Origin of the sequence: Parazoarcus communis (genome assembly GCF_003111665.1) — a bacterium.
Classification (GTDB): domain Bacteria; phylum Pseudomonadota; class Gammaproteobacteria; order Burkholderiales; family Rhodocyclaceae; genus Parazoarcus; species Parazoarcus communis_B.
In genome coordinates, this window is record NZ_CP022188.1 from 3412285 (window position 1) to 3438908 (window position 26624).

Here is a 26624-nt window from a genome sequence, read left to right on the forward strand (position 1 = left end):
AGGCAGGTGCTCCGCCCGAAATCCGACGGAGGACGTAACACCATGAACCTAAAGGACTGGATCGGACGCTCGGAAGAAGTCTCCGACATCGCCACCGCCACCCCTTACGCCGCCTTGTCGGCAACCTTCGACCGCCCGGCAGAGCGTCCTGCTGTTGGCACGCCACTGCCCGGGCTGTGGCACTGGCTGTACTTTCTGCCACTGCACCGCCAGTCCGAGATCGGCCCGGACGGTCACGCCAAACGCGGTGGTTTCCTGCCGCCCGTGCCGCTGCCGCGCCGCATGTGGGCTGGCAGCCAATTCACCTTCCACAAGCCGCTGCGGATTGGCGACGTGATGACGCGCACCTCGACCATCCACGATGTGAGCGAGAAGAGCGGTCGCACCGGCCCGCTGGTGTTCGTCAAGGTGCGCCACGAGATCCGCCGCGAAGGCGAAACCGATGTCGCGCTGACCGAGTTTCACGACATCGTCTATCGCGAAGCGGCCAGGCCCGACGACGTCGCGCCGCCGCCCAAGGCTGCCCCGGCGAGTGCCACCTGGGAAAAGAAGTGGGTGCCGGACGATGTGCTGCTGTTCCGCTACTCGGCACTCACCTTCAACGGCCACCGCATTCATTACGACCGCAAGTACGTGACCGAGGTCGAGGGCTATCCCGGCCTGATCGTGCACGGTCCGATGGTCGCCACCATGCTGCTCGACCTGCTGCGTCACCAGTTGCCCGATGCCGAGCTTGCCAGCTACGAGTTCCGCGCCGTGCGCCCGGTGTTCGACATCAACCATTTCTTCGTCTGCGGTGAACCGCTGCCTGACGGCAAGACCTTCCGTCTGTGGGCCAAGGATCACGAGGGCTGGCTGACGATGGACGCCACCGCGGTGATCAAGTGAGGAATGCAAAATGAGACCGCTTGAAGGCATTACCGTCGTCACCCTGGAGCATGCGATTGCCGCGCCCTTTGCCACCCGCCAGCTGGCGGATCTGGGCGCGCGGGTGATCAAGGTTGAACGTCCCGGCGTGGGCGACTTTGCCCGTGGCTACGACGAGCGCGTGCGCGGGCTGGCATCGCACTTCGTTTGGACCAACCGCTCCAAGGAGAGCCTTACGCTCGACGTCAAGGATCCCGAAGCCCAGACCATCCTCAAGCGCCTGATCGTCGAAGAGGCGGATGTGGTGGTGCAGAATCTCGCGCCCGGCGCGGCGGCTCGGCTCGGTTTGTCCTATGCGGATCTGTCCGCACTCAAGCCGGAGATCATCGTCTGTGACATCTCGGGGTACGGCGGCGACGGCCCGTATCGCGACAAGAAGGCGTATGACCTGCTGATCCAGAGCGAGTCCGGCTTCCTGTCGGTGACCGGAACCGAGGACGAGCCCTCCAAGGCCGGCCCCTCGATTGCCGACATCTCGGCCGGAATGTACGCCTTCAGCAATATTCTTGCCGCACTGCTGCAGCGCCAGAAAACCGGCCGCGGCCAGCACCTCGACATCTCGATGCTCGAGAGCCTGGTCGAGTGGACAAGCTATCCGCTCTATTACGCATTCGACGGCGCGTCGCCCCCGCCACGCACCGGCGCGAGCCATGCCACGATCTACCCCTACGGCCCGTTCCCGGCCGGCGATGGCAAGGTCGTGATGCTGGGTCTGCAGAACGAGCGGGAATGGGCGGCCTTCTGCGACAAGGTTCTGCTGCGTCCCGAGCTCGCCGCGGAAGCGCGTTTCTCCAGCAACTCAAAACGCAGCGCAGCGCGCGCCGAACTGCGCCAGATCATCGTCGATGCCTTCGCCAGCCTGAGCAGCGAGCAGGTGATCGAGCGCCTGGAGGCAGCCCAGATCGCCAATGCCCATGTGAACGACATGCATGCGGTGTGGGATCACCCCCAGCTAAAGGCGCGCAAGCGCTGGCGTGAGGTTGGTACATCGGCAGGCGTCGTGCCGGCGCTGTTGCCGCCAGGATCGTGGGAGGAGTGCGAGCCACGCATGGACCCGGTGCCGGCGCTGGGCGAACACAGCGCATCCATTCTGGCCGGCCTGGGCTACCCGGAAGATCGCATCGCCGCGCTCAAAAGCGCCGGCGTGATCTGAGCGCGCGCAGGAGGCATGCGATGACACTCCCGATCACCTACCTGTTCGTTCCGGGCAACCGTCCGGAACGCTTCGACAAGGCCTGTGCCGCAGGGGCTGGCGCCATCGTGCTCGATCTCGAGGACGCCGTGGCCCCGGCGGACAAGGCGCTGGCCCGCAACGCGATCGCCGACTGGATCGCGGCACACCCGGAAGCGGCCGCGCGCGTCGTGGTCCGCATCAACGACACGAACTCGGCCTGCTTTGCCGACGATGTGGCGCTGATGAAAGCGCTCGGCATCGTCCACGTCATGCTGCCCAAGGTCGAGTCTCCGGGGCAGGTGGATGCGCTGGTCGGTGCGACCGGCGCGGCGGTGAAGGTATTGCCGCTGATCGAGTCCGCCCGCGGCGTGGCCAACGTCGACCGCATCGCCGCGGCCGGCGGGGTGCAGCGCCTGGTCTTTGGCACGCTCGACTACGGCGTCGATCTCGACCTTTCAGGCGACGACCTCGGCCTGATCTATCCGTCGTCGCGGATCGCCATCGCTTCTCGCTGCGCCGATATCGCCTCGCCGGTCGCCGGCGTCACACCGACGCTGGACGACGAGGCGCGCATCCGGGCCGATCTGGCCTTCGCGCGGGCCTTCGGCTTCGGCGCCAAGTTGTGCATCCATCCCAGACAGGTGGCGGTGATTCATGCCGCCTGTCTGCCCTCTGCGGAGGAGCGGAACTGGGCCGAGCGCGTGCTGGCCGCTGCCGAGAGCGGCGAGGGGGCCGTTCAGCTTGACGGAAAAATGATTGACCGGCCGGTGGTGCTCAAGGCGCAGGCAATTCTTGCGCGCAGCACCCACGGCTGAGCAACACGACGACCCAACGCATTTCCACATTCAGAAACAGATTTCGAGGAGCATCCATCATGGGCGCCAGCATCATCGACTCACAGATCTTCGGCAACATCTTCAGCACCGACGCCATGCGTCAGGTCTGGTCCGACCGCAACCGCACCGAGAAATACCTCGACATCGAGCGCGCACTGGCGGTCGTGCAGGGCCGCCTCGGCATCATCCCGCAGGAGGCCGCAGACGAGATCGTCAGCAACTGCGACATCAACAAGATCGACATGGACAAGTTGCGCGAGCAGACCGAGCGCATCGGCTACCCGGTGCTCGGCGTCGTGTCGCAGCTCAATGCCCTGTGCCGTGACAAGCTCGGCGAGTACTGCCACTGGGGCGCAACCACCCAGGACATCACCGACACGGCAACGGTGATGCAGATCCGCGAAGGGCTGGAGATCATCGACGGTGAGCTCAAGGGCATTTCCGACGCACTGGTGTCGCTGTCGAAGCGTTACCGCGATACGCCGGTAATCGGTCGCAGCAACCTGCAGCAGGCGATTCCGGTGACCTTCGGTTTCAAGACCGCTGCCATCCTGGCCGGCATCGAGCGTCACCGCGAACGTCTCAACCAGCTGCGTCCGCGCGTGCTGATGGGCGAGTTCGGCGGTGCCTGCGGCACGCTGGCCTCGATCGAGACCGGCGCCATGGAAACCCAGGCGGGCCTGATGGCCGAACTGGGGCTGGCGCAGCCGGACATTGCCTGGCACACCGTGCGCGACACCATCGCAGAAGTCGGCGCCTTCCTCGGTCTGGTCGGCGGCTCGCTGGGCAAGATCGCGATGGACGTGAAGCTGATGATGCAGCACGAGGTCGCCGAGGTGTACGAGCCTTTCGCACCCGGACGCGGCTCCAGCAGCACCATGCCGCAGAAGCGCAACCCGATCTCCAGCTGCTACATCCACGCCGCGGTGTCGGTGGTGCGCCAGCACGCAGCTGCGCTGATGGACGCGATGATCGCCGACCATGAACGCTCGACCGGCCCGTGGGAGATCGAATGGATCGCCTTGCCGGAGGCCTTCTGCCTGCTCGCAGGTGCGCTCAAGCAGACCCGCTTCGTGCTCGAGGGGCTTGAGGTGGACGAGGGCAACATGCGCGCCAACATCGACCTGACCAAGGGCCTGGTGATGTCGGAGGCGGTGATGATGGGCCTCGGTCCCTACATCGGTCGCGAATATGCACACGACCTGGTCTATGACCTGTGCCGTGAAGCGATCGGGACCAACCGTCCGCTGCTCGACATCCTCGCCGAACACCCGGAGATCAAGGTTCACCTCGACCGCGATGCGCTCGCAAAGCTGTGCGATCCGGCGAACTACCTCGGCCAGGCCGGGGTGATGGTGGACAAGGTGCTTGCCCGCGCGGCGGCTCAGCAGTCGTGATGAGCGGCGGCTTTTCGCTCGTGGATCGCCTCGCACGCTGGCAACTGGATTGCCCGACCCTGGTCGATCCGGTGCTTGGCGCACGTACCGGGCCTGTGCCCGAGACCGTGCGGCCTCCCACAAGTGACGCGCCCGGCGACGAGCTGGCGCCGGTGGCGATTCTCAGCGAGAACTGAACACACATGGAGTCTTGAGCGATGGAACTCAGGCAGTTGCGTTACCTGCTGCGCACGGTCGAGCTGGGCAGCATCAGTCAGGCCGCGCTCGATCTCGGCGTTGCGCAGTCCGCCATCAGTCTGCAGATCCAGAAGCTTGAGAGCGAACTGAGCACGCGCCTGCTGCAGCGAACGAGCTGGGGGGTGGAGCCGACCGAGGCCGGGCTGGCCTTCGTCGCCCATGCGCAACTGAGCTTGCGCCATGCCGAAGAGGCTGCACACGCTGCGCAGGCGTCGCGCCTGTCGGGTGTGGTCAGCGTTGGGCTGGCGCCGACGAGCGCAGGGGTGCTCGGTTTTGCGCTCATTGAGGCGATGCGGGCGCAGTACCCGGATATCCGCATCCGCCTGGTTGAAGCCATGTCCGGCCATCTCGGCCAGATGCTCAACGCCCGTGAGCTCGACATGGCCGTGCTGTTCGACGGCGAGCACGGCCGGCGCTGGAGTGTGCGGCCCTTGCTCAACGAGCGTCTGCTTCTGATCCGCAGCGCGGCGGAGGGGTCGTCGCTGCCGTGCCGCCTGGTCGAGCTTAAGGACGTGCCGCTGGTGTTGCCGACGCACCGTCATGGTCTGCGGCGTGTGATCGACACCGCCTTCAGTGCCTGCAAGGTATCGCCGATGGTCGTGGCCGAGGTCGATTCGCTGTATGTGCTGATGGACATGGTGCGCCACGGCATCGGTGCCACCGTGCAGCCGTGGGCGGCGCTTGCGCGTCAGCCCGAAGCGGATGCCCGCCTGCGCTGGGTGGAGCTTGCCGATGCCGGTCTGTCACGGCCCAATCTGCTGTGCAGTCTGTCCGAGGACGAGATGTCGCCTGCGGTGCTCGCGACCCGCGCCCTGCTCGTGAAACTGGTGCACCAGCTGGTCGAGAACGGCGGCTGGCGCGGGGTCGAGCTTATCCATCTCGATTCGAGATAGGCGAATCTCGGAGTGGCTTTGGGCAGGCGTCCGCGTCCGCGAGATAGTTCGTTCATCGCAGGCGCCCGACCCGAATCAGGGTGGCGCCCGGGGACACAGGAGTGCTTGAAATGACTGAATCGGATTCAAACATGGTGGATGTGCTGGTGATCGGTGGCGGCAACGCCGCGCTGTGTGCCGCACTGGTCGCCCGCGAAGCGGGGGCCTCGGTGCTGGTGCTGGAGGCGGCGCCACGCGAATGGCGGGGCGGCAACTCCGCCCACACCCGCAACCTGCGCTGCATGCACGATGCCCCTCAGGATGTGCTGACCGATGCCTATCCGGAAGAAGAGTTCTGGGAGGACTTGCTCAAGGTCACCGGCGGCATCACCGATGAGAAGCTGGCACGGCTGGCAATTCGCGAGTCGTCGCGCTGTCGCGACTGGATGCGCAGGCACGGGGTGAATTTTCAGCCTTCGCTGTCGGGCACGCTGCACCTGTCCCGCACCAATGCCTTCTTCATGGGCGGTGGAAAGGCGCTGATGAATGCCTATTACCGCAGTGCCGAGACCCTGGGCGTGCGGATCCGCTACAACGCGCCGGTCGAGCGTCTCGAACTCGAAAACGGTGAATTCCGCGCGGCCTGGGTTGGCAAGGAACGCATCGCCGCCCGTGCCTGCGTGATGGCCGCCGGTGGTTTCGAGTCCAACCGCGAATGGCTGCGCGAGGCATGGGGACAGAATGCCGACGGCGAGTGGCCGGCGGACAACTTTGCGATTCGCGGCACGCGCTTCAATCGCGGTGTGCTGCTCAAGTTCATGATCAACGCCGGCGCCGACAGCATCGGCGACCCGTCGCAGTCGCACTGTGTGGCGGTCGATGCACGCGCGCCGCAATACGACGGGGGCATCTGCACCCGCATCGACTGCGTCTCGCTGGGCATTGTGGTCAATCGCAACGCCGAGCGCTTCTACGATGAGGGCGAGGATTTCTGGCCCAAGCGCTATGCCATCTGGGGCCGTCTGGTGGCACAGCAGCCGGGGCAGATCGGCTTCTCGGTGATCGATGCCAAGGCCAACGGACGCTTCATGCCGCCGGTGTTTCCGGGCGAGACCGCCAGTACGCTCGAGGAACTGGCGCGCAAGCTCGGCATCGACGAGGCCACTTTCGTGCGCACCGTGCGCGAGTACAACGCCGCCTGCCGTGTTGGCAGCTTCGACCACACCGTGCTCGACGACTGTCACACCGAGGGGGTGGAGCCGGCCAAGACGCACTGGGCGCTGCCCATCGACAAGCCGCCGTTCCGTGGCTACGCGCTCAGGCCCGGCATCACCTTTACCTATCTCGGACTGAAAGTGAATGAGGCGTCGGCCGTGCAATTTTCCGGCGTACCCAGCACCAACCTGTTCGTCGCCGGCGAAATGATGGCCGGCAACGTCCTCGGCAAGGGCTACACCGCCGGTGTCGGCATGACCATCGGAACCGCGTTCGGCCGTATCGCCGGCGCCCACGCTGCAGCGGCAGCGCAGAAGCAAGGAGTTGAACATGCAGCGGCTTGAAGCACTGGCGCAAGAGGCAAGCGAGCTGGCCATGGGGCGGGTGATCCCGATCGCCAGCGCGGCCGAGCAGGAAGTGGGGCGCATCATGCAGATCTGCAACGCCTGCCGTTACTGTGAAGGGTTCTGTGCGGTGTTTCCGGCCATGACGCGTCGCCTGGCCTTCGAGCCGGCCGATGTGCATTACCTCGCAAACCTGTGCCACAACTGCGGTGCCTGCCTGCATGCCTGCCAGTACGCACCGCCGCACGAGTTTGCGGTAAACGTGCCGCAGGCGATGGCGAAGGTGAGGGCGACGACCTACTCCGACTACGCCTGGCCAGCGGGCTTCGGCAAGCTCTACCGCAACAATGGCGTGACCGTGGCGATGGCGTTGGCGGGTGGTCTGGCGCTGTTCCTCGTGCTGGCAATGGTGCTCAAGGGCGGACTCTTCCATGAACCGCTGGCGGGCAACTTTTACGCCATTTTTCCGCACAACCTGCTGGCGGGCATGTTCGCGCCGGTGTTTCTGTTTGCGGTGCTGGCACTGGGAATCGGGGTTGCGCGCTTCTGGCGGGAAGTGTCGCCCGGCAGCGCAAGCGGCGCCGCGATCGCGGAGACCACGCATGACGTGCTGCGGCTGAAGTATCTGGATGGTGGTCACGGCCTGGGCTGCAACAACGAAAACGACGCCTTCACCCTGATGCGCCGGCGCTTCCACCATTTCACCTTCTACGGCTTCATGCTGTGCTTCGCAGCGACCAGTCTGGCCACGGTGTATCACTACTTCTTCGGCTGGGAAGCGCCCTACGATTACACCAGCTTGCCGGTGCTGCTCGGCACGGTGGGCGGGATCGGCCTGCTGATCGGTCCGGCCGGCTTGTTGTGGCTCAACCTGAAGCGTCATCCCGAGCATGGCGATGCGGCACAGAAGCCGATGGACCGGGCCTTCATCGTGCTCTTGTTCATGGTGAGTCTGACGGGGCTGGTGCTCCTTGCCGGACGCGAAACGGGGGCGATGGGCTTGCTGCTGGCAGTGCATCTTGGTGTGGTGATGGCCTTCTTCCTGACCATGCCCTATGGCAAGTTCGGCCACGGCTTCTACCGCAGCGCTGCGCTGCTGAAGTGGGCGATCGAGAAACGTCGGCCAAACCCGGTCGGCGTGGGTAGCGAGTAATGCGCACGCGCCAGGATGACCCACCGCCTGCGCGGACGGAATCGCTCCGCAGGTCGTCCTGGCGCGCGCTGCAAAGCCCCGCATATCGTCGCTACTTTCTGGGCCAGTCGCTGTCGCTGCTGGGTACCTGGATCCAGCAGGTTGCGCTGGGCTGGCTGGTGTATCGGCTCACAGACTCCACCGCACTGCTCGGCGGTGTGGCGTTTCTGAGCCAGGCGCCGCAACTCCTGCTCGCACCTTTCGTGGGCATCATCATCGACCGGGCCGACCGCAAGCGGCTGATGGTCGTCATTCAGAGCCTGATGCTGGCACAGGCGGTGGCGCTTGCCGCGCTCACCTACCTCGACCTGATTCAGCCCTGGGTGATCCTGGTCGCCGCGGCGGTTCTCGGGGTGCTCAACAGCTTCGATGCACCCTTGCGCCACGCGCTTGCCGGGCAACTGGTCGCCAGGCGCGAGGATATTCCGAATGCGATTGCGCTCAATGCGCTCACCTTCAACCTTGCCCGCTTCATCGGGCCGCCGCTTGCCGGCCTGTTGCTTGGACTCAGCTCCGAGGCGTTCTGTTTTGCAGTCAATGGCCTGTCCTTCGTCGGCGTGATCCTTGCGCTGCTGAGCATCGACAGCCCCTCCGAGCGTCCGCACGCCGTGCCTTTCGGTTCTGCGCTGCGCGAAGGTTTTGACTACGTGCGCGGTAGCGTGCCGGTGGGCGGTCTGTTGCTGCAGGTCGCCTTGCTCAACTTTCTCGCCGCGAGCTATCTGCCCATGATGCCGGCCTTTGCCCGCGACGTCTTTAATGGCGGGCCGGACATGCTCGGTGCATTGCTGGGCAGCGCCGGGGCGGGGGCGCTCGGGGCATCGCTGTATCTGGTGACGAGGCAGTCGGTTCGCGGTCTCACCGGCACCATCGCGAGTGCAAATCTGCTTGCGGCCTGTGCGCTGTGCGGGTTCGCACTGACCGACGCCGCCTGGCTCGCGTGCCTGCTGCTGTTTCTGCTGGGTTTTGGCATGATTGCCGGCAACGCATCGACGAACACCATCCTGCAGACCATTCTGCCTGCGGGCCTGCGCGGACGGGTGCTGGCACTCTATACCGCAGCCAATCTCGGGGCGGCTGCCGCGGGCGGGCTGGTGGCAGGCTGGGTGGCCGAGCGCGCGGGTCCGGAGACCACGCTGCTCGCAGCCGGCGGATTGCTGTTCGTGGTTGCGCTGCGCTTTCGCTTCGGACTGGAGCACCTGAGGGTTCATCTGCGCCCGCTTTACGCCGAACTCGGCATCACGCATGTCACACCAACGATGGGAAGGAAGGCTGCATCATGATCAGGGTCACCGTACTTGACGACTACCAGGGCATCGTCGCGAAACTCGATGCGGTCCGGATGCTCGATGGCGTCGGCGCCGAGCTCACTGTGCTGACGACGCATATCGACGACGAGGCCGCGCTCATCGACGCCTTGCGCGGCACGCACTGTCTGGTGCTGATACGCGAACGCAGTTCGATTACCGCTGCGGTGATCGCGGCCTTGCCTGAACTCAAGCTCATCGTGCAGACCGGCAGGCTGTCCGGCTGCATCGATCTCGAAGCGTGCAAGGCGCATGGCGTGGTGGTGAGGGATGGCACCGGCAACCCGATTGCACCGGCCGAGCTTACCTGGGCACTTGTCCTGGCTGCATCGCGCCGCGTTGTTCCGTACGCCGTCCGGCTTGATGCGGGTGTCTGGCAGCGCAGCGAAGACCGCATCGAGAATGAACAGCTCGGGCGTTCGCTGCATGGACGAACGCTCGGTGTGTGGGCGCACGGCAAGATCGGCTCCAGGGTCGCGGCTTTCGGCAAGGCCTTCGGCATGAAGGTGGTGGTGCATGGTCGTGAGGGTTCGCGGGCCTCGGCCGAGCAGGCCGGTCATACCTTCATGGCGGATCGCCGCGCATTCTTCGCCTGCGCCGATGTGCTGAGCCTGCACCTTCGTCTCAACGACGACACCCGCCATATCGTCACCCTAGAAGACCTGATGGCGATGCCGCGTGGCAGTCTGCTGGTCAATACCAGCCGCGCCGAGCTGATCGCGCCAGGCGTTCTGCTGGCCGCGCTGGCCACCGGCCGGCCGGCGCAGGCGGCGCTCGACGTGTTCGAAGACGAGCCGTCGGGCGCAAGCCTGTACGCAGGACACCCACAGGTCCTCGCAACACCACACCTTGGCTTTGTCGAACGCGACACCTACGAGTCCTACTTCGGCGAAGCCTTTGCGCACGTGCGGCGATTTATCCAGGGCTGAGTCCGCCTCAAGGGACGTGCAGCCTGTTACAAATGCGTATATCGCATCAATCTGCTTCTTTGTTTCATTTCAGGTAAAAAACGTTTCGCTTGAAAATTCGCTATTGACGACATTTCCGGTCGAGCGAGACAAACATGCTGAAGACGATTCGTTGCACCCTGATGCGCGGAGGTACCTCTAAGGGGCCGTATTTCCAGGCCCATGATTTGCCGGCAGAACCTGCGGAGCGCGACCGCGTGCTGCTGGCTGCAATGGGCTCGCCCCATATCCGGCAGGTCGATGGCATCGGTGGTGGGGATACCCTGAGCAGCAAGGCGGTGGTGGTGAGCCCGTCCTCACGCGAGGGCATCGACATCGAGTACCTTTTTGCGCAGGTCTCGGTCGATCAGTCCACCGTGGACACCATGCCCAACTGCGGCAACATGCTTGCAGGCGTCGGCCCCTACGCCATCGAGAACGGGCTGGTGAAGGCGGGTGATCCGGTTACCACGCTGCGCATTCTCAATCGCAACACGGGCAAGGTGGTCGAGGCCATCGTGCAGACGCCAGGCGGAAAAGTGAGCTACGAAGGCGACACCCGCATCGACGGTGTGCCCGGCAGCGGAGCGCCGATCGTCCTCAACTTTCTCGATGCGGCGGGCGCCAAGACCGGCAGGCTGTTCCCGACCGGAAACCGGATCGACGTGGTCGACGGCATTGCGGTGACCTGCATCGACTTCGCGTCGCCGCTGGTGTTCGTGGCGGCGGAATCGCTTGGCCGGACCGGCCATGAGTCGAAGCAGGTGCTCGACGCCGATACCGACCTGAAAGCCCGCCTGGAGAGGATCCGGCTTGAAATCGGCCGGCGCGCGGGGTTGGGCGACGTGAGCGCTTCGGTGCTGCCCAAGATCGCGCTGGTCGCCACGCCGGAGCGCGACGGCAGTATTACCTCACGCTACTTCACACCGTGGACCTGCCACTCGGCCTTCGCGGTGACGGGCGCGCTGTGCCTTGCGGCCGCATGCAGTATCGAGGGCACCGTGCCCGCCGCTTACGCACGACGCAATGCAGCCGATCCGAACCTCATTACCATCGAGCATCCCGCAGGCGGGCTCAGCATCCGCATGGGACCGGCGGCGGATTCAACGCCGGAGAACCCGGTGTTTGCCGTTGCGGGCCTCGTTCGCACTGCACGGCCCCTGTTCATTGGCGTCGTGCATGTGCCGATGACCGCAGCCGGGCTTGCTGCCTGAGGCTGGACCGCACGGCGTTGGAAGGGTGGCGCCGACGCATTTCGTCCCTGAATACGCGATGCCGGGTTGTCAGCTCAGGCGCCGTGCTTTCGCTTAGTGCGGGCAGGTGCGGGCGCGAGCGTGCCGGACGCCTCGGCTTTGGCTCGAAGCTCATCGACCTGTGCGTGCAGGAAATCGACAAAGTGCATCGATAGCGAGTTTCGCGAGACGTTCGCAGGCCAGACCGCGTACACGCCGGCAGAGGACAGGTGCCAGTCGGGCAGCAGCTCGATCAGGCGGCCGGCTGCCAGGTCTTCGGCCACGAGAAAGTCGATCGAGGCGAAGGCGCCGGCACCGGCAAGCGCAAAGCGCTTCGCCGTCTCTCCGTGATTGGTGGACAGGCGCCCGGACATCGGAACACGGTAGGTGGCGCCCTTGGGCCCTGAGAAATCGACGAACTGCGGGAGCATGGTCTCCTGAACCCAGGGCCAGTTCACGAGGTCGGCCGGGTGCTGAGGCAGGCCCATTGCCTCGATGAGCGCGGGCGCCGCGCACACCCGCCGCTTCACGCTGAGGAGCTGGCGTGCGCGCAGGGCGGAGTCTTCGAGCCATCCGATGCGAATCGCCACATCAAAACCCGCGTCGATCTGGTTCCTGCGCTCATCGTCCAGACACAGTTCGAGCTCCACCGCCGGGTAGGCTGCGGCAAAGGCCATGACATCTTCCACGAAGGGGCCGGAAGCCAGCAGGGCGGGGGCGCCGACACGCAGGCGCCCGCTGAGCTCGATCTGCCGATGCGCCACGCTGTTGAGGCCTTCTTCGGCCGCCTCGAGGGCTCGCGCGCAACAGGCATGAAAGACACGGCCGTCGTCGGTCAGCGACAGGCGCCGGGTCGAACGGTAAAGCAGCGCGCAGTCCAGGCGCTTCTCGAGCCGCGAGATGTGGTGGCTGATCACCGACGGCGACAGACCGAGCCGGGCCGCAGCCCCCCGGAACGAACCCTCGGAGACCACTGTGGCAAAGACAGCCATGCTGCGCAGGTCGTCAATCATTGTTCGATCTAATGAGAGAAAGAGATGCAACTGTGCCAGCTTATCAAACATTCTGTGGTTTGAAACAATGCCCTCACTGACGAACAACGCTCATTCCAAGCCACGTTATCGCGGTGCGATTGGGCGCTGCTGAATCCAACCGAAAGAAGAGGTCCTCGATGAACTCCACTCCCCCGACCATTGAAAAATCTGCAACGCCGCCGCGCCGTAAGCCGACACTGCGTCCGGTCAAGGTGCGCGCCATTGAGGATCTCGGTCCCCGGATGCGGCGCGTGACTTTCTTCGGAGACAGCCTCGAAGGCTTCGGACCAGCCAGGCCGGGTAGCCACATCAAGCTGTTCTTTGGGGATATCCCGTCCGACTGGCAACCTGTACCCGGCCAGCCGCGTCCTGTAGCGCGCACCTACACCCCCCGCCATTTCGATCCGGTGCGCCGGGAGCTGGTCGTGGACTTTGTACGCCACGGTGAGGGCGTCGCCTCCGAGTGGGTCGAGCAGGCTCAGATTGGCAGTGCGCTGGTGATCGCAGGGCCCGGCGGCGGGCAGGTTTTTCCGCAGGATCTCCGCCACCTTGTGCTGATGGCCGATGAATCTGCCCTGCCGGCGGTGGGGACCATCCTCGATGATCTGCCGTCGCATTGCCTCGTGACCCTGTTTGCCGAAGTCGACGATGAGGCCGATCGGCGCAGCCCCAGCGAGCGGCCTTCGACAGACGTACGCTGGTTGCCGCGACAGGCTTCGCGCGCAGCGCCAGGCAGCTTGCTGCTGCAGGCTGCACGCAACCTGAGCCTGCCGGCGGGGGCCATGTGCTGGGTCGCTTGCGAGGCGGCGGCCGTGCGCGAGATCAGGGCCGTGTTGCTGAACGAACGCGGCATTGATCGGGCACAACTGGTGACCCGCGGCTACTGGAAAGCGGGCGCGAGCGACCACCCCGATCACGATATGGGCGAATGAGCGGGTGAAAGGGTAATCCATTCGCAGGGCGCGTCGCCGCGCTTTGCCGAGTCGGGAGAATTGAAATGCCTGTACTGAAAACCGATGCGCCGGAGGTCCTCAAGCTCGAGGGCCTTCACCTCTACCACGCCAATCTGTCGAACTGTTCGATGCGCGTGCGCATGTTGCTGGATGAGAAAGGGCTCGAATGGAGCTCGCATCTCGTCGATCTTGGGCGGCAGGAGAACCTGAAGGACTGGTACTTCAGAATCAATCCGAAGGGTCTCGTGCCCGCGCTTGTTGACAACGGAATACCCGTTACAGAATCGAACGACATCCTGTTCTACCTCGAGAAGAAATTCCCGCAACCGTCCTTCACGCCCGGGAACCCCGACGAGTGCGAGTCCATGCACGAATGGGTGGATCTGGCGTCAAGGATTCACGTGAAAGCGATCAAGACCTATGTGTATGGATCGATTGGTGGCGCCACGAAGAGGCGATCCGATATGGCCCGGTACGCTGAAATCGAGCCGGACAAGGAGCTTGTCGCGTTTCACCAGAAGACCCTCGACGGCATCCCCAAGGAGGAGGTTGCCGCGGCCGTGGCGTTGCTCAAGTCCGTCTTTGCCCGGATGGAGGCTCGCCTGAGTAAGCACGAATATCTGGCTGGCGAACAGATGAGCCTGGCCGATTTTGCCTGGGTTCCCCAGCACGTCCTGCTGTCGAGGATCGGATTCGACTTCTCTCCCTACCCCTGCATTGAGGCCTGGGCCCACCGTATCAGCAAGCGGCCCGCCTTCAAGACCGCCATCACCGACCGACTGCCCACGATACCCATGTGGCTGATGATGCCGGTGATGAAATTCTCATCGTGGTGGCGCGAGCGTTTCTCCGGCTAGGCATTCACGTCTCGTTTGCCGGACGCTCCCCGAAACCCTTCAGCCCGTCGCCCAGGCAGAACGCACACGGAAAGGGGCACAGCCTTTTGCGGGCACCGACACCGTGTTGCTGGTCTCGGGCATGGACACGCCGGACAAACGCATCGTTCAACACTGCAAAGTGATCGAAGCGGCCAAATCGGCGGGGGGCGCGAAGTGTCTTACACCAGCGTGCAAGGGGCGGTGGAGAGATCGGCCTTTTCACCTATCGTGCAGAGCAACCGGCAGACGGAACAGGCCCTGAAAGCCAGCTGACGTGTCGAAAAACTTTACATTACCTCGATTGCGCCATATCGGGATAAACGTTAAGTGTCTGGTATAAAAAGAAAATAATCTTACTGGCATGCTTAATGCAGCTGTTTGGATACATTCCAAACTCAGCGGCTCCCGAGAAATTTGCCTCTGTGCCGCCCACTACGAAGACGATTAATCATGACGACCTTACATGTAAAGTTTTTCGCAGGAACGACCGCCTTGCTGTTCAGCGGTCTGGTAACAGCGGCGCCGATTTTCTGGACAGACTGGACGGGCGGTAACGTGGCCACTGGAGCGGGCTTCCAGGGGGTGGGCACGATCACCACGACCACTGCCACAGTAACGGTGAACTATACAAATGCAAACGGGATCGGCTTCTATCAAGCGAGTGGGGGAAATGACTACTATGCGAACGGCTCATTCGGCAGCGGCGGCCGAAACGACTCGATCTCCCCGTACACGAGCAGCGCAGTAGACAATAGCCCCACTGGAACAGACATCGTCGCATTGAGCCGGGCTGGCAGCCAGACACTCAGTTTCTCCGAGAGCATCGCCAATCCGGTGTTTGCCTTTGTGAGCCTCAATGGGAATGGCTACGCCTTCCTGAATCAGGACTTCAACATCCTCAGCGTAGGCGGCGAAGATGGGAATGCGTGCGGCTACTGGGGTTGTGGCGGTGTCACGAAGGTCGTTACGGATCTCGGCGGCGGGGACTTTCTCTACGAACTTAACAGTTCGAACATTGGCGGATCTGAGCCGCACGGCGTAATCCAATTTACCGGCGCCTTCAGTACGCTTGTTTGGGAGAGCGCATCCAATGAGTATTGGAACGGGTTTACAGTCGGGGTCCAAGGTACCGCAGTCGAAGTCTTTCCGCCGTCGAACTCTGTACCTGAGCCGGGCACGCTTGCGCTTGCTGGCTTGGGGTTGGCGAGTCTGATTGGAAGAAGGCAGCGCAAGATCTGAACCACTGGAACAGTGATTCGCAGGCGGCGGCTATTGCCGCCGTTTTTTTTCGCCCGCAGCGGGGCACTGGCGACGGTGGGCCCGCCGCAGCGGAACGTCGCCAGTGCGAGGTAAATCAGAGGCCGAACTGGGCCACAAGCGCGGCTTCCACCGGCATCGCATCGCGACCGAGCAGGCGGGCAAAGTCGCCCGTCTGGATGTCGTAGCCGCCGCGGTCCATGGCGGCGAACATGCCTGCCAGCGCGTCGGCCAGCCACTGTGGCATGCCTGTCGCTTTCACCAGTATCGACGCATAGTCGGTCGTCGGCAGTGCGTGATACGCAACCGGCTTGCCGGTGCGCGTTTCCAGCACGGCAGCGATGTCGGCCATGTTCAGCGCGGTCGGGCCGGTCAGTGTGTAGGTCTTTCCCGAATGACCCTCCGTCGTGAGCACCTTGGCAGCGGCTGCGGCCAGGTCGGCGCGGCGGATGAAGCGTGCCTTGCCGTGCTGGTTGGGCGATGCGACGCCGCGTTCGGCATAGCCATTGAGGAAGGCGGGCAGGATGTCTGCATAGACACCATGGCGCAGGATGGTGAATTCGAGGCCGCTTTCCGCGAGGGTGCGCTCGGTGTCGGCGTGAATGCGTGCAAAGCCGAATGGCGAATCTTCTGCGGTATCGACGAAGCTGGTGTAGACGATCCGCTTCACACCATTGCGCACGGCCGCTGCGATGGCGTTGCGGTGGTGTTCGATGCGGACGTCGATCGGCGCGTCACCTGACACCAGGTACAGGGTGTCGATACCCTTGAAGGCGGCGTCGAGGCTTGCGGGGTCGGCGTAGTCGGCTTTGCGCAGCTGCACGCCTTTCGCTGCGAGTGGCGCGGCGGCGTCCGGTTTGCGCGTCCCGGCAACGATCTGCGCTGCGGGAGTGCCATTTTCGATGAGGGTATTGATGACTGCGTTGCCGAGTTGGCCGGTGGCGCCAGTGATGAAGATCATGATGTGCTCCTGAGGTGGTTGAGGTCCCGATGGGATGGGACGCATATTGCCTATCCTCAAGATGTAGATAAACGCCGGTAATATCATATGATTGATACGTTCAGTGCATAAATAGAGGTCAGGATATGGATCGGCTGCAGTCCATGAGGATTTTTGCCTGCGTGGTCGACAGTGGCGGCTTTTCGGCGGCTGCCGATCAGCTGGGTCTGTCGCAGGCTCAGGTCACGCGCCATGTTGCTGCGCTGGAGTCCGACCTCGGATTGCGTCTGCTCGAACGCACGACACGACGCATGCATCTGACCGAGATCGGCGAAGCCTATCTGGATCGCTGCCGTCGCATCCTGGCGCTGGTCGAGGAGGCTGACACGATGGGTGAGGCGCACCGGGGTGAGCCGCGGGGGGTGCTGCGGCTGACCAGCTCGGTGTCGTTTGCGCGCGCGCATCTTGCGCCGGCGATTGCCGAGTACATGCAGCTGTTTCCGGAAACGGGCTTCGACCTCATTCTCAGCGACCGCACGCTCAACATGGTGGACGAGGGCATCGACCTAGCCTTCCGCATCACCCATGCGGTTGACCCCGGGTTGGTCGCACGCCCCCTGGCACCCTGTCGCGTGGTGGTGTGTGCCTCTCCGGCCTACATCGAGCGCAATGGCCGCCCTGAGCGCCCTGAAGACCTGCGCCATCACGACTGCCTGAGTCACAGTTACTTCAAGCGCAGCATATGGCCGTTTCGCGGTGCGGGCGGGGAGCAGAGCATCGCAGTGCGAACCCGTGTGGCGGGCGACGTTGATTTTCTTCATGCGCTGGCATGCGCCGGAGCAGGGGTGGCACACCTGCCCTCATACCTGGTCGGCGATGACATTCGCGCCGGCGTGCTCGTCCCCTTGCTTGAGGATTACGAGATGCCGTCGCCTTCAGTCTATGCGGTGTATCCGAGCCGCCACTATCTGCTGCCAAAGGTGCGGAGCTTTCTCGACTACTTTGCCGAACGTGTTGGCGACCCGCCGCACTGGGATCGCGGCTGGTCGGACAGCGCGCCACAATAAATGCTTATACCGCAATAAAGGCAATCGATAATTCATTTCTGTGCAATAAACGCTTTGCTCATACTTTGCCTCACTGCGACGGCACACGGACCTTGCGCCAGTCTGCAGCGCTGCGATAGCAGCTCCAAAACACCGAGGAGGCAACATGAAGCAAAAGAAGATTTCGCTGCTGGTGCAGGTGCTTGTCGGGAGCGCGTTGCTCTCCGGCATCGCGACCGCAGCCGACCTGGAAGGGCATTCACTCGAAATGAAGGTGCGTGGCATCTATTTCGACCGCGACTACGAGACCGATACCAATGACCGCAGCCAGTCGGCCCTGGGTCTGCAGCTGAACTACGAGTCACCCTATTTCGGCGACATCATCGGTTTCGGCCTGTCCGGCTACAGCGTCATCAAGCTCGATGCCAGCGGTCGCATGACGAGCGATGTGCTCAAGGTCAACAGTGACGGCGATGCGCAGGATGGCTTCGGCAAGATTGGTCAGGCTTTCATCAAGTTCAAGTACCAGGACTTGGCGAATGCAAAGCTCGGACGTCAGCTGCACAAGAGCATGCTGCTGTCGAGCTCGGGCAGTCGCGCGATTCCCAACACCTTCTCGGGTGGCACGGGCGAGATCCGGCCATTGAAGGGCCTGAGCATCTACGGTGCGATGTATGACGAGTGGTCGCCGCGCGCAGACGCCCACTTCTACAAGTTCAAGACCGACAAGTCCGACGAAGGCGACATCGACTACATCGGCATCCTGGGTGCCAGTTACGAGAATGGACCGTTCAGCGTCGATCTCGAGTACCTCAACGCGAAGAACTTCCTGAGCAAGACCGGTCTGGTGGCGGCCTATACCTTTGCACTGCCCAACAAGTCTTCACTCAAGCTGACCGGTGGCATTCACACCTCCAGCGACGACGGCAAGCTGTTTGTGACGGCTTCGGAGAGCGCCGAACTGGACGATGAGGATGTGCCGGGTTCCGCCAACAAGAAGAGCGACAACGACGGGCAGGGCATCTACATTGCCGCGGACTGGAAGATGGGCAACCTCGCGCTTGGCGCCGCAGTGTCCAAGTTCGACGGCGCCTGGATTGAAGACAACTTCGCCGGCGATCACGGCACCAACCCCTTTCCCACGGGCGGCGTGCTTGCCGACTTCTCGAACCGTGACGAGCTGGTGTGGATGGCGTCCGTCGGCTACGACTGGAAGGATTTCGTCAAAGGCCTGAAGACCTCGGTCAGCTACAAGAAGGGCACTGGCGCGAAGAACAGCCATGTGCGTTCGCGCGGTGAGGCAGACGAAAGCGAACTCGCAGTGGATGTGCGTTACCAGGTGCCCATCGTCAAGGGCCTCGGCGTTCGTTACACCTATCTCGACTACCGTTCGGACAAGACCGGCCGCCTCGATGGCGTGAAGGAAGACGAGATCGATCACCGCTTCTATATCGATTACACCTACCGCTTCTTCTGATCGAGCGATCTTCTCTCGCATCGTGGGGTCCCTTCGGACCTCGCGGTGCATTTTTGTATCTGTTTGGACAATGGGCTTCATGGCGCCTTTTGAGGCAGGGTTTTAGTCCGTATCATTCGGGGCATGGGATGCGCGCCTGCGCCATGGCGCCCGCGGCACGCATCGCCGAAACGCCAGCGCCCCAGGATACGAACTCATGAAGCCTCCGCACGCCGATCCCGACCCCATTCTGGATGATCTGACCGATCTCGATGCGCGTATCAGCGCGCTCGGTGCGGATATCTGGATTGGCGCCGAACCGACCTTTACCGACCGCTATTCCGAATCTGCAGAGTGGCTGCAGCTCGCGCTTGGCGGCGAGAAGGAGGGACGTGCAGCGCAGTTGCTGCGCGATTTTTCGATCAGTTTTCCGGGGTGCGCGCTGCTGCGGACGATCGGGCGGCAGTATCCGGGCGAGCCGGGCGCGCGCTGGAGTCTTGGCGTGCTTGCACGTCGCGACGGTGTGGCGCTGTGGCAGGGGCCGCCAGACCCCTTGCTGGTGTCAGAGCCCTGTGCACCCCACGGCATTGAGCATTTCAGCCTGTGCCTGCTTGAGCACTGCGCCGCACGTGGCTGGGCCGCTGAAACACGCGTGGGCGCCACCGACTGGCGCGTGGTGACCCGTTGCGACGAGCATCCGATCGGCATTGATGAAAGCTCCGCGGCGCTGTGCTTCAGACCCTCGCTGCATTCCGCCCCAATTCCCGCCGAAGGCCTGCGCGACGAGCTTGCCGAAAGCGGTCATTTCCTGCTCCTGCTTGCGACCCTGCCGGATGCCGAGGGCGGCTGGCCGGTGGTCGAACTCCCGGCGGTCGCCGACGTTGCCAGCTATGCGGCGCTGCTCGAAGTCGTGGCTGAGGCCGCCAAGGCCGCCGGCATCAACGGGCTGGTGCTGCGCGGCCATCCGCCGCCGCTGGATGCAGGGATGCACTGGACCAGCCTGACGCCGGACCCGGCGGTGATTGAGGCCAACCTTGCGCCGGCTACCGATCTGCAATCCTTCTATCGCGTCAATGCCGCGCTGTTTTCCGCGGCAGAGAGCCTCGGCCTCTACCCTTATCGCCTGTACTACAACGGCGGTGAGGCCGATTCCGGCGGGGGCGGTCAGCTCACGCTTGGTGGCCCTACTGCGCAGAGCAGCCCGTTCTTCGTCGCGCCGCGTTTGCTGACTCGGCTCGTCCGCTACCTGAACCGGCATCCGGCCCTGTCGTACTGGTTCGCGCCGGATTCGATCGGCAGTGGCAGCCAGGCGCCGCGTGCGGACGAGGGCCCGCAGGAGCGTCGGGTCGAGCTCGAGGTGGCGCTCGAGCAGCTGGAGCGGCTCGATTCGCCCGAGCCTGGGCTGCTGTGGGCCAGCCTGGCGCCATTCCTTGCTGACTCGGCGGGCAACAGTCACCGCAGCGAGATCAACATCGAGAAGTTGTGGAACCCCTATCTGGGCGCGCGTGGAATGGCCGGTCTGGTCGAATTCCGTGCCCTGCGCATGGCCCCGGATGCCGCAACCCTTTCGGCTGAAGCCGCCTTGCTGCGCGCCCTGATCGCGCGCCTGATGCACTTCCCCTACGACAAGCCACTGGTGGATTGGGGCAAGCAGCTGCACAACCGCTTTGCGCTGCCCTGGTATCTGGAGCAGGACCTGCGTGCCGTACTGGCGGATCTCGAAGCCCATGGCCTTGGGCTGGGTGCGTCGATCACCGCGCGGCTGGTGGACGATGCCCGCCGGGAACTCGGCCATCTGGAATGGGAGGGGCTGCAGCTGCGGGTGATGGGGGCACTCGAATTCTGGCCGCTGATCGGTGATGTCACCACCCAGCAGCCCTCTGATTCACGTCTGGTCGACGCCAGCACGGCACGCATCGAATTGCGCGTCGTCGCACCCGAGGCCGAAGGTCTCGACGGGCTGAAGCTACAGGTCAATGGCTACGCCGTGCCGCTGCGGGCCGAATACGATGGGGCCGCACCTGTGTGTCTGGCCGGTGTGCGCTATCGCAGTTTTGTTCCGGTGCATGGTCTGCATCCGACATTGCCGGCGCAGGACGGGGTTGAGTTGGTGCTGACCCATCCTCGCACCGGAAACGCGCTGCGCCTCAGCCTGTTCGACTGGCACCCACGGGGCGAGGCATACGATGGTCTGCCTGACAGTCGGGCAGAAGCCCGTCGCCGTCGTGCCGAGCGGCTGGTGTCAGAAAACGTGGATGCGCAGACGCTGCCGGAAGCGCGCGAGGCGCCAGCACCCGCGTATGCCGAGTACTGCTTCGACTTGCGGCGGGTGTAGGCCTTTTCTCAGGAGCAGGTGCGGTAGTCGGGGTCGATTGCCGCCATGTAGCTTGCAACGTAGTCTGCAAACGGCCCGGTCTGGTCTTCTTCAATCCGCTTCTGGTGGGCGAGCGAATCACGCGCCGATTGCTCAAATGCCTCGACTGCGCCACCGTCGAGCGGGCGGCTACGGAACGCCTCTGCATGCAGCCGCGACTGACTCATGGCGAATTCGAAGAAGCTGAGGTGGTCCTTGCTCAGCCTGCGCAATACGCGTGCGGAAGGGGTCAGCTCGGGGTTGTGCAGCTTGGCGCGCTGCGCTTCGAGCGCCTGGCGATGAAGGTCGCCACCATGCGCGGCGTCGAGAATCGCGGCACAGGGTGCCATGCACTCAAGCAAGGCGACTCCCCATTCGACCAGTTCGCGCGGGGTGCCATTCTGATGCAAGGTCATGCCCGGACGACGGCCCTCCTTGACGGTATGGCCGAAGTTGTCGGTGCATTCGCGGCATTCCTCGCCCGGCATCACCGGGCTGTCTTCCAGCGCGCAGTAGAGCAGGAAGGTGTCGAGAAAGCGCGAGGTGGTGATGTCGATACCCAGGGGCAGGAAGGGGTCGATGTCCAGGCAGCGGACCTCGACGTACTGCACACCACGCGAGCCGAGCGCCTGGATGGGCCGCTCGCCGGGACAGGCGACGCGCTTGGGGCGGATGGTCGAGTAGTACTCGTTTTCGATCTGCAGCACGTTGGTGTTGAGCTGAACCCATTCCCCGTGTTGCTGGGTGCCGATGGCGACGTAAGGCGGGTAAGGCGTCGAAACCGCTTCGCGAAGACTGTCGAGATAGCTCTCGAGACCGTCGTAGCAGGGCTGGATGCTGGCCTGGGCGTTGTTCTGGTAGCCGAGGTCGCTCATGCGCAGGCTGGTCGCCCAGGGCAGATACAGGGTGTTCTCGTCGAGGGTGTCCAGGTCGTGCAGACGGTCTTTCAGGAAACCCTTGCATACGGCCGGCGACGCGCCGAACAGATACATCAGCAACCAGCTGTAGCGGCGGAAGTTGCGGACCAGCGCGATGTAGCTCGCCGACTGATAGTCCTGCGGCGGGCGGGTATCGTCTTCGGCCTTCTGCAGCAGGGGCCACAAGTTTTCGGGCAGGCTGAAGTTGTAATGGATGCCGGCAATGCACTGCATCGCCTTTCCGTAGCGCACGGCGAGTCCCTTGCGGTACACGTGTTTGATCTGGCCGGTGTGGCTGCTGCCGTACTCGGCGATGGGAATGTCGGCTTCGTCCGGAAGCTTGCTCGGCATCGACTGGCACCACAGTATTTCGTCGCCGAGCCGGCTGTACGCGTAGCGGTGAATGGTGTCGAGCTCGGCAAGCGTCTGCTCGGGGTCTTCTTCGGCTGCGGTGATGAACTCCAGCAGGGCCTCTGAATAGTCGGTCGTGATCTGGGGGTGGGTCAGTGCCGAGCCCAGCGCCTGCGGGTGTGGGGTCAGCGCCAGCTCGCCGGTCGGCGCCACGCGCAGGCTCTCCTTCTCGAGCCCGTGGCGGCAGTGACGCAGCAGGTCGAGGTGTTCGGGCTTGTTAAACAAGGCCAGACGGCGCGAAAGTAGATCGGTCAAAAGTCGAATTCCTGTTTTTCTGTCCAGCCACAATGGGGGCGATAAGGCGCCGAAACAAGGGCCGGACCAATCAAGGGTGCCGGGTCAGAAAGACCCGCGCAGACCACTTGCAGAGGGGTGTCTGTCGGACCCCGGTGTCTGCTTCTTACAGCCGCTCCGGTAAACGGCAAAGCGCGACGTCATCGCGTCGCCGTCCGGTCCGGATCGCACAGACGATCCTTTGCTCCAAAAATGAATGCCGAACTCTACCGTCGAAACCGGATTCGCGAAACTGCAACAGTGAGTAGGGGTATGTGAGGCGGGCGCGCGATGCGGCCGCGGTTACACGGGCGTGATCGTCAGGCTTCCATTGCCGAAGCTCTCCGGCGCGACCGCGACCGCATACAGCCTGTGCTTGTTGCGCATGAAATTGCCGATGACTTTTGCCTGGGTGGCGACGATCATGCCGACCTCGTCCTGAGTCTGCAGGGTATTGCCATTGAGGGCGCAATTCACACCGGCATAGTGGTCAAGCTCACTGTCGATCTGGTTGTCGGTGACCCGCAGGTTGGCGCAGACCGGCAGGCTGCCGCGCGCGTTTGCGACCACGTCCTTCAATACCATGTCGCTCAGACGCAGGCCGCCGAGGCGGTTGCGTTCAAGGTTCAGGTTGCCGGCAGGCTCAAGGCTCACCTCGGTCTGGTTGATGGCTCCACTGAGCCGGCCGAGCAGGTCTCGACCGGGGAAGGGGCTGTCTTCACCTTCACCGAACAGGGTGATACGGCCCCGCACGGTGTTGTTCACCAGACTGACGTCACCAAAGTCCTTCAGCGCGAGGGCGAACACTGGCGTATTGGTGAGCATCGCGTTGCCAAGTTGCTCAAGCTGTACGGCGAGCGCGAACGCGGTCGCATTGGAGATGCCAAGGCGCATGGCGTTCAGGGCCACGAGCTCGCGCTGACTGAGACCGGCGTTGGCGGTGCCCGACACGCGGATCATGTTGGCGATTGCCCCTGACATCCGCTTCTTTTCTTCGGCGCTGAGCCTGGACAATTCCGCGGCGAACTCAGGCAGATGGCCGTCCACGATGGCCGTCGGCCGGAACGCGCCCTTGAAGGCACCGAGATCGCCGACCTGTTCGAGCAGGAGTCCAAGTGTTTTGCTCTCGTTGTTGTCTGCCAGCACGCGGCTGTCCTCGATGACCAGGCGCTGGCTGCCGCCGATGCGCAGCAGGCTGTTCCCGGGCGTGGCACTCCCGACGCAGTCGAACCGGCTCAGGCGCAGATCATCACAGTCCACAAAGCTCAGGCTCTCGAGGTTTCCGGTCCTGATCAGGGTGAAGTCCTGCAGCGCAAGCGTGCCGAAGGTATCGAACTGGAACACCTGATCGCGCACCAGGAGGCGGCTGGTGGGGCCACAGCCGTGGATCTCCACCCTGTGACGACGACTGCCGGTGACGTTGAGGTCGTCCTCCAGGGTATGCTGTCCGGGGAGCAGGCACAGGCAGATATCGAGTCGTTCTTTCTCCAGCAGGGTCCGCAACGCCCGGTCCAGCGAGGGAAACTGCCCGCCCTCGCCGACGGTGACACAGCAGCCACCGCCGCCGCCCTGTGGACGTTTGCACAGGGCGTCGATGGCTTCCTGCACGCTGAAGGCTTTTGCGCTGAGGAGGTCTGCGCAGCCGGAGGGGTCGTACGCGACTTCGCTCGCGAGCGCGAGCTGGGCGTTGAAATGCACCGGCAGGTAGCGCCCGGTGACAGGCTGGCCGGCCACCAGCAGTTCGGCCCTTGCATGCTGCACCGGTTTGGTTGGGTCGCTGGCGAGCGACCAGGCGATGGAGGCGACGCCGTTGGCAAGCGTCGTGGCGACATCGGTATTGGTGCCATTGGGCAGGGTGCCGGCGTCGACGGTAAAGCGGACCTGTGCGTTTGCGACCGGAAACTGCCCGTTGGAAACGCCCACCTGCAAGGGACTGGGGAGTGCGACAACGGCCGGGGTGTTGAGCGGATTGGGTTTGACGCTCTGGCCGTCGCCGCCGACATAGTCGAGGCTGGTCAGCTCGGTGAGTGCCGGAAACAGCGGACGGCAGTCGGCAATCGGGCTCCAGCTGTCCGCCTGGAAACCCAGCAGGGCAAGGCGGGCGAATGCACGCAGCACGCCGGCCGGGGCGACAAAGGCGGGCTTGCCGCTGTCCTGCGGCCATTCGATGGCGGCAGTGGCCGTGCGCGCGGGAATCAGCCAGTAGTCGCCGACACGGTAGCTGCCGGTGGCAAACTTGAGCTCGATGCCGTCCTGGGCAAGTTCCTCCCAGCCGGTGTTCGGGTTGGCGACCGAGCTGGTCTTCAATTCGGCCACACCGTCCCACCGCCGCACACGGGGATTGCCGGGGAACAGGGCGGCGTCGAGCGCATGGCCGATGCGCTGGGTGAGATCCACGGTGACTACATTGCCTTCGGTGCGGATGACCGGTACCAGCGGGCCGGGCTGACCGAGCAGCTCATGGGTGTCATCGATGAACTCCACCCAGCAACCGGCGGTGATCGCCAGGGTGTCATCGCGGCCAATGCTGGCGACTTCGAATTCGTCTGCGATGGGGTCGTCCAGCCAGCGCACCACACGGCTGACCAGGCTGCCGTTGTCGCGCGACCACTTGTAGCGCGCCTTGCCGGTCACGCTGCCATCGTCGTGGATCTCGACCCGGTACAGGTGGTTTTCGAGCAGGCGATAGCCGGCCTCGGGTGGCAGCTGGCAAGGGGTTTTAGGCGGCACCGTGGCTTCGGCGCGCGCAGCCAGGCGTCCGTCCGGCGGCGTGGTGAGGGCTGTCCATGCCGGGATCTCCGACAGGCAGTTCAGTTTCACGCCAGCGTCGCCTGCGCGTAGCAGCCTGACCTGCCACACGGTCTGTTCACGGGTGCAGGTGTCGGGCCCGCCCAGTGCCACTTCCCGCATGCTGGTGTCACCTGCCGGCAGATCGGTGGTGCTCAGGTGGCGCTGCCAGACTTCGAGGTAGGCGAGATACGTGCCGGCGGCAGGCGCGACCGCGGCGCCGTTGTTGTCGAACACCACGACGCCGTTGATATCCGAGGCCTTGATGTCTTTCGGCGGCAAGGGCAGCAGGGTGGCGCCAGCTGGCAACACCGCAGAGGCGATGGCAGGCAGGTCCGGCTGCTTGGCGACGCTGGCTGCGGCACTGTTTTCGCACAGCAGACCGTCGACATAGAGGTTCCCGGCCGAAATCGCGAGGTCCTTGCCCGCGGGCGTGATCCCGAATCCCGGTTTGTCGATCGGTACTGCGACCGCACCCAGGCTGTCGACGGTCTCGGTTTCCAGACGGTGGTTCAGGATGTCCTGCTGCTCGTTCCAGTCGGCATCGAGCTGCACGCGCCCCTGCTGCATGCGCACCGTGCGGTAGCGTCGTGCGGGGTCGAAGGTGCTGCGGCTCAGATCGGCTTTCATGGTGTCTCTCCC

21 protein-coding genes are annotated in these 26624 nt (G+C 63.9%); 17 read left to right on the forward strand and 4 right to left on the reverse strand.

The window, feature by feature from the left end:
* Positions 1 to 42 precede the first annotated feature (42 nt).
* From CEW87_RS15620 to CEW87_RS15665, 11 genes are all read left to right on the forward strand, one after another.
* On the forward strand, positions 43 to 888 hold the full coding sequence (locus tag CEW87_RS15620; protein ID WP_108974445.1) for an FAS1-like dehydratase domain-containing protein: 846 nt from the start codon (positions 43 to 45) through the stop codon (positions 886 to 888).
* A gap of 10 nt (positions 889 to 898) precedes the next feature.
* The gene (locus tag CEW87_RS15625; protein WP_108974447.1) at positions 899 to 2080 is read left to right on the forward strand and encodes a CaiB/BaiF CoA transferase family protein; all 1182 of its coding nucleotides are present in this window, start codon (positions 899 to 901) and stop codon (positions 2078 to 2080) included.
* Between the two features lie 20 nt (positions 2081 to 2100).
* Positions 2101 to 2916, forward strand: a complete 816-nt coding sequence (locus tag CEW87_RS15630) for an HpcH/HpaI aldolase/citrate lyase family protein (protein ID WP_108948015.1) — start codon at positions 2101 to 2103, stop codon at positions 2914 to 2916.
* A gap of 59 nt (positions 2917 to 2975) precedes the next feature.
* A complete protein-coding gene (locus CEW87_RS15635) occupies positions 2976 to 4334 on the forward strand; it encodes a class-II fumarase/aspartase family protein (RefSeq protein WP_108974449.1) in 1359 nt (452 codons plus the stop codon).
* Entirely contained in the window at positions 4334 to 4510 is a 177-nt protein-coding gene (locus tag CEW87_RS22480; protein ID WP_159098185.1) for a hypothetical protein, read from the forward strand. The genes CEW87_RS15635 and CEW87_RS22480 overlap by 1 nt, the downstream gene beginning before the upstream one ends.
* A gap of 21 nt (positions 4511 to 4531) precedes the next feature.
* Positions 4532 to 5464, forward strand: a complete 933-nt coding sequence (locus CEW87_RS15640) for a LysR family transcriptional regulator (RefSeq protein ID WP_108974451.1) — start codon at positions 4532 to 4534, stop codon at positions 5462 to 5464.
* Positions 5465 to 5574: 110 nt separating this feature from the next.
* Positions 5575 to 7002, forward strand: a complete 1428-nt coding sequence (tcuA, locus tag CEW87_RS15645; protein WP_269807781.1) for an FAD-dependent tricarballylate dehydrogenase TcuA — start codon at positions 5575 to 5577, stop codon at positions 7000 to 7002.
* Complete coding sequence (gene tcuB / locus CEW87_RS15650) at positions 6989 to 8155, forward strand: tricarballylate utilization 4Fe-4S protein TcuB (protein WP_108974453.1); 1167 nt, start codon at positions 6989 to 6991, stop codon at positions 8153 to 8155. The genes tcuA and tcuB overlap by 14 nt, the downstream gene beginning before the upstream one ends.
* Complete coding sequence (locus tag CEW87_RS15655; protein WP_108974455.1) at positions 8155 to 9474, forward strand: MFS transporter; 1320 nt, start codon at positions 8155 to 8157, stop codon at positions 9472 to 9474. The genes tcuB and CEW87_RS15655 overlap by 1 nt, the downstream gene beginning before the upstream one ends.
* Positions 9471 to 10427, forward strand: coding sequence for a D-2-hydroxyacid dehydrogenase family protein (locus CEW87_RS15660; RefSeq protein ID WP_234421550.1), 957 nt, complete (start codon positions 9471 to 9473; stop codon positions 10425 to 10427). Before CEW87_RS15655 ends, CEW87_RS15660 begins: the two co-directional genes overlap by 4 nt.
* Before the next feature lie 134 nt (positions 10428 to 10561).
* Positions 10562 to 11659 carry a 4-oxalomesaconate tautomerase gene (locus CEW87_RS15665; protein WP_108974457.1) on the forward strand — a complete coding sequence of 366 codons (1098 nt, stop codon included), beginning with the start codon at positions 10562 to 10564 and terminating at the stop codon, positions 11657 to 11659.
* Positions 11660 to 11733: 74 nt separating this feature from the next.
* Here CEW87_RS15665 and CEW87_RS15670 read toward each other — a convergent pair whose 3' ends face one another.
* A complete protein-coding gene (locus tag CEW87_RS15670) occupies positions 11734 to 12690 on the reverse strand; it encodes a LysR family transcriptional regulator (protein ID WP_159098186.1) in 957 nt (318 codons plus the stop codon).
* A gap of 158 nt (positions 12691 to 12848) precedes the next feature.
* On the opposite strand from CEW87_RS15670, the gene CEW87_RS15675 reads away from it, so the two are divergent.
* The 3 genes from CEW87_RS15675 to CEW87_RS15690 all read left to right on the forward strand — a co-directional run bounded on the left by CEW87_RS15675 (position 12849) and on the right by CEW87_RS15690 (position 15781).
* Positions 12849 to 13643 carry a siderophore-interacting protein gene (locus CEW87_RS15675; RefSeq protein ID WP_108974461.1) on the forward strand — a complete coding sequence of 265 codons (795 nt, stop codon included), beginning with the start codon at positions 12849 to 12851 and terminating at the stop codon, positions 13641 to 13643.
* 65 nt (positions 13644 to 13708) lie between these two features.
* Complete coding sequence (locus tag CEW87_RS15680; protein WP_108974463.1) at positions 13709 to 14521, forward strand: glutathione S-transferase family protein; 813 nt, start codon at positions 13709 to 13711, stop codon at positions 14519 to 14521.
* 471 nt (positions 14522 to 14992) lie between these two features.
* Positions 14993 to 15781, forward strand: coding sequence for a PEP-CTERM sorting domain-containing protein (locus CEW87_RS15690; RefSeq protein WP_108974465.1), 789 nt, complete (start codon positions 14993 to 14995; stop codon positions 15779 to 15781).
* A gap of 115 nt (positions 15782 to 15896) precedes the next feature.
* Here CEW87_RS15690 and CEW87_RS15695 read toward each other — a convergent pair whose 3' ends face one another.
* Positions 15897 to 16760 carry an SDR family oxidoreductase gene (locus tag CEW87_RS15695; protein ID WP_159098187.1) on the reverse strand — a complete coding sequence of 288 codons (864 nt, stop codon included), beginning with the start codon at positions 16758 to 16760 and terminating at the stop codon, positions 15897 to 15899.
* Positions 16761 to 16903: 143 nt separating this feature from the next.
* Between CEW87_RS15695 and CEW87_RS15700 the strand changes: the two genes are divergently transcribed.
* The 3 genes from CEW87_RS15700 (at position 16904) to CEW87_RS15710 (ending at position 21576) form a co-directional block, all read left to right on the forward strand.
* Positions 16904 to 17806 (forward strand): LysR family transcriptional regulator, encoded by a 903-nt coding sequence (locus CEW87_RS15700; RefSeq protein WP_199917034.1) that lies wholly within the window; start codon positions 16904 to 16906, stop codon positions 17804 to 17806.
* 145 nt (positions 17807 to 17951) lie between these two features.
* On the forward strand, positions 17952 to 19262 hold the full coding sequence (locus CEW87_RS15705) for an OprD family outer membrane porin (RefSeq protein ID WP_108974471.1): 1311 nt from the start codon (positions 17952 to 17954) through the stop codon (positions 19260 to 19262).
* 196 nt (positions 19263 to 19458) lie between these two features.
* Entirely contained in the window at positions 19459 to 21576 is a 2118-nt protein-coding gene (locus tag CEW87_RS15710) for a transglutaminase family protein (RefSeq protein ID WP_108974473.1), read from the forward strand.
* A gap of 8 nt (positions 21577 to 21584) precedes the next feature.
* On the opposite strand, the gene gshA is transcribed toward CEW87_RS15710, so the two are convergent.
* Both gshA and CEW87_RS15720 read right to left on the reverse strand, forming a co-directional pair.
* Positions 21585 to 23177 carry a glutamate--cysteine ligase gene (gene gshA / locus CEW87_RS15715; RefSeq protein ID WP_108974475.1) on the reverse strand — a complete coding sequence of 531 codons (1593 nt, stop codon included), beginning with the start codon at positions 23175 to 23177 and terminating at the stop codon, positions 21585 to 21587.
* Between the two features lie 321 nt (positions 23178 to 23498).
* Positions 23499 to 26612 (reverse strand): DUF6519 domain-containing protein, encoded by a 3114-nt coding sequence (locus CEW87_RS15720; RefSeq protein WP_108974477.1) that lies wholly within the window; start codon positions 26610 to 26612, stop codon positions 23499 to 23501.
* Positions 26613 to 26624: the final 12 nt, after the last annotated feature.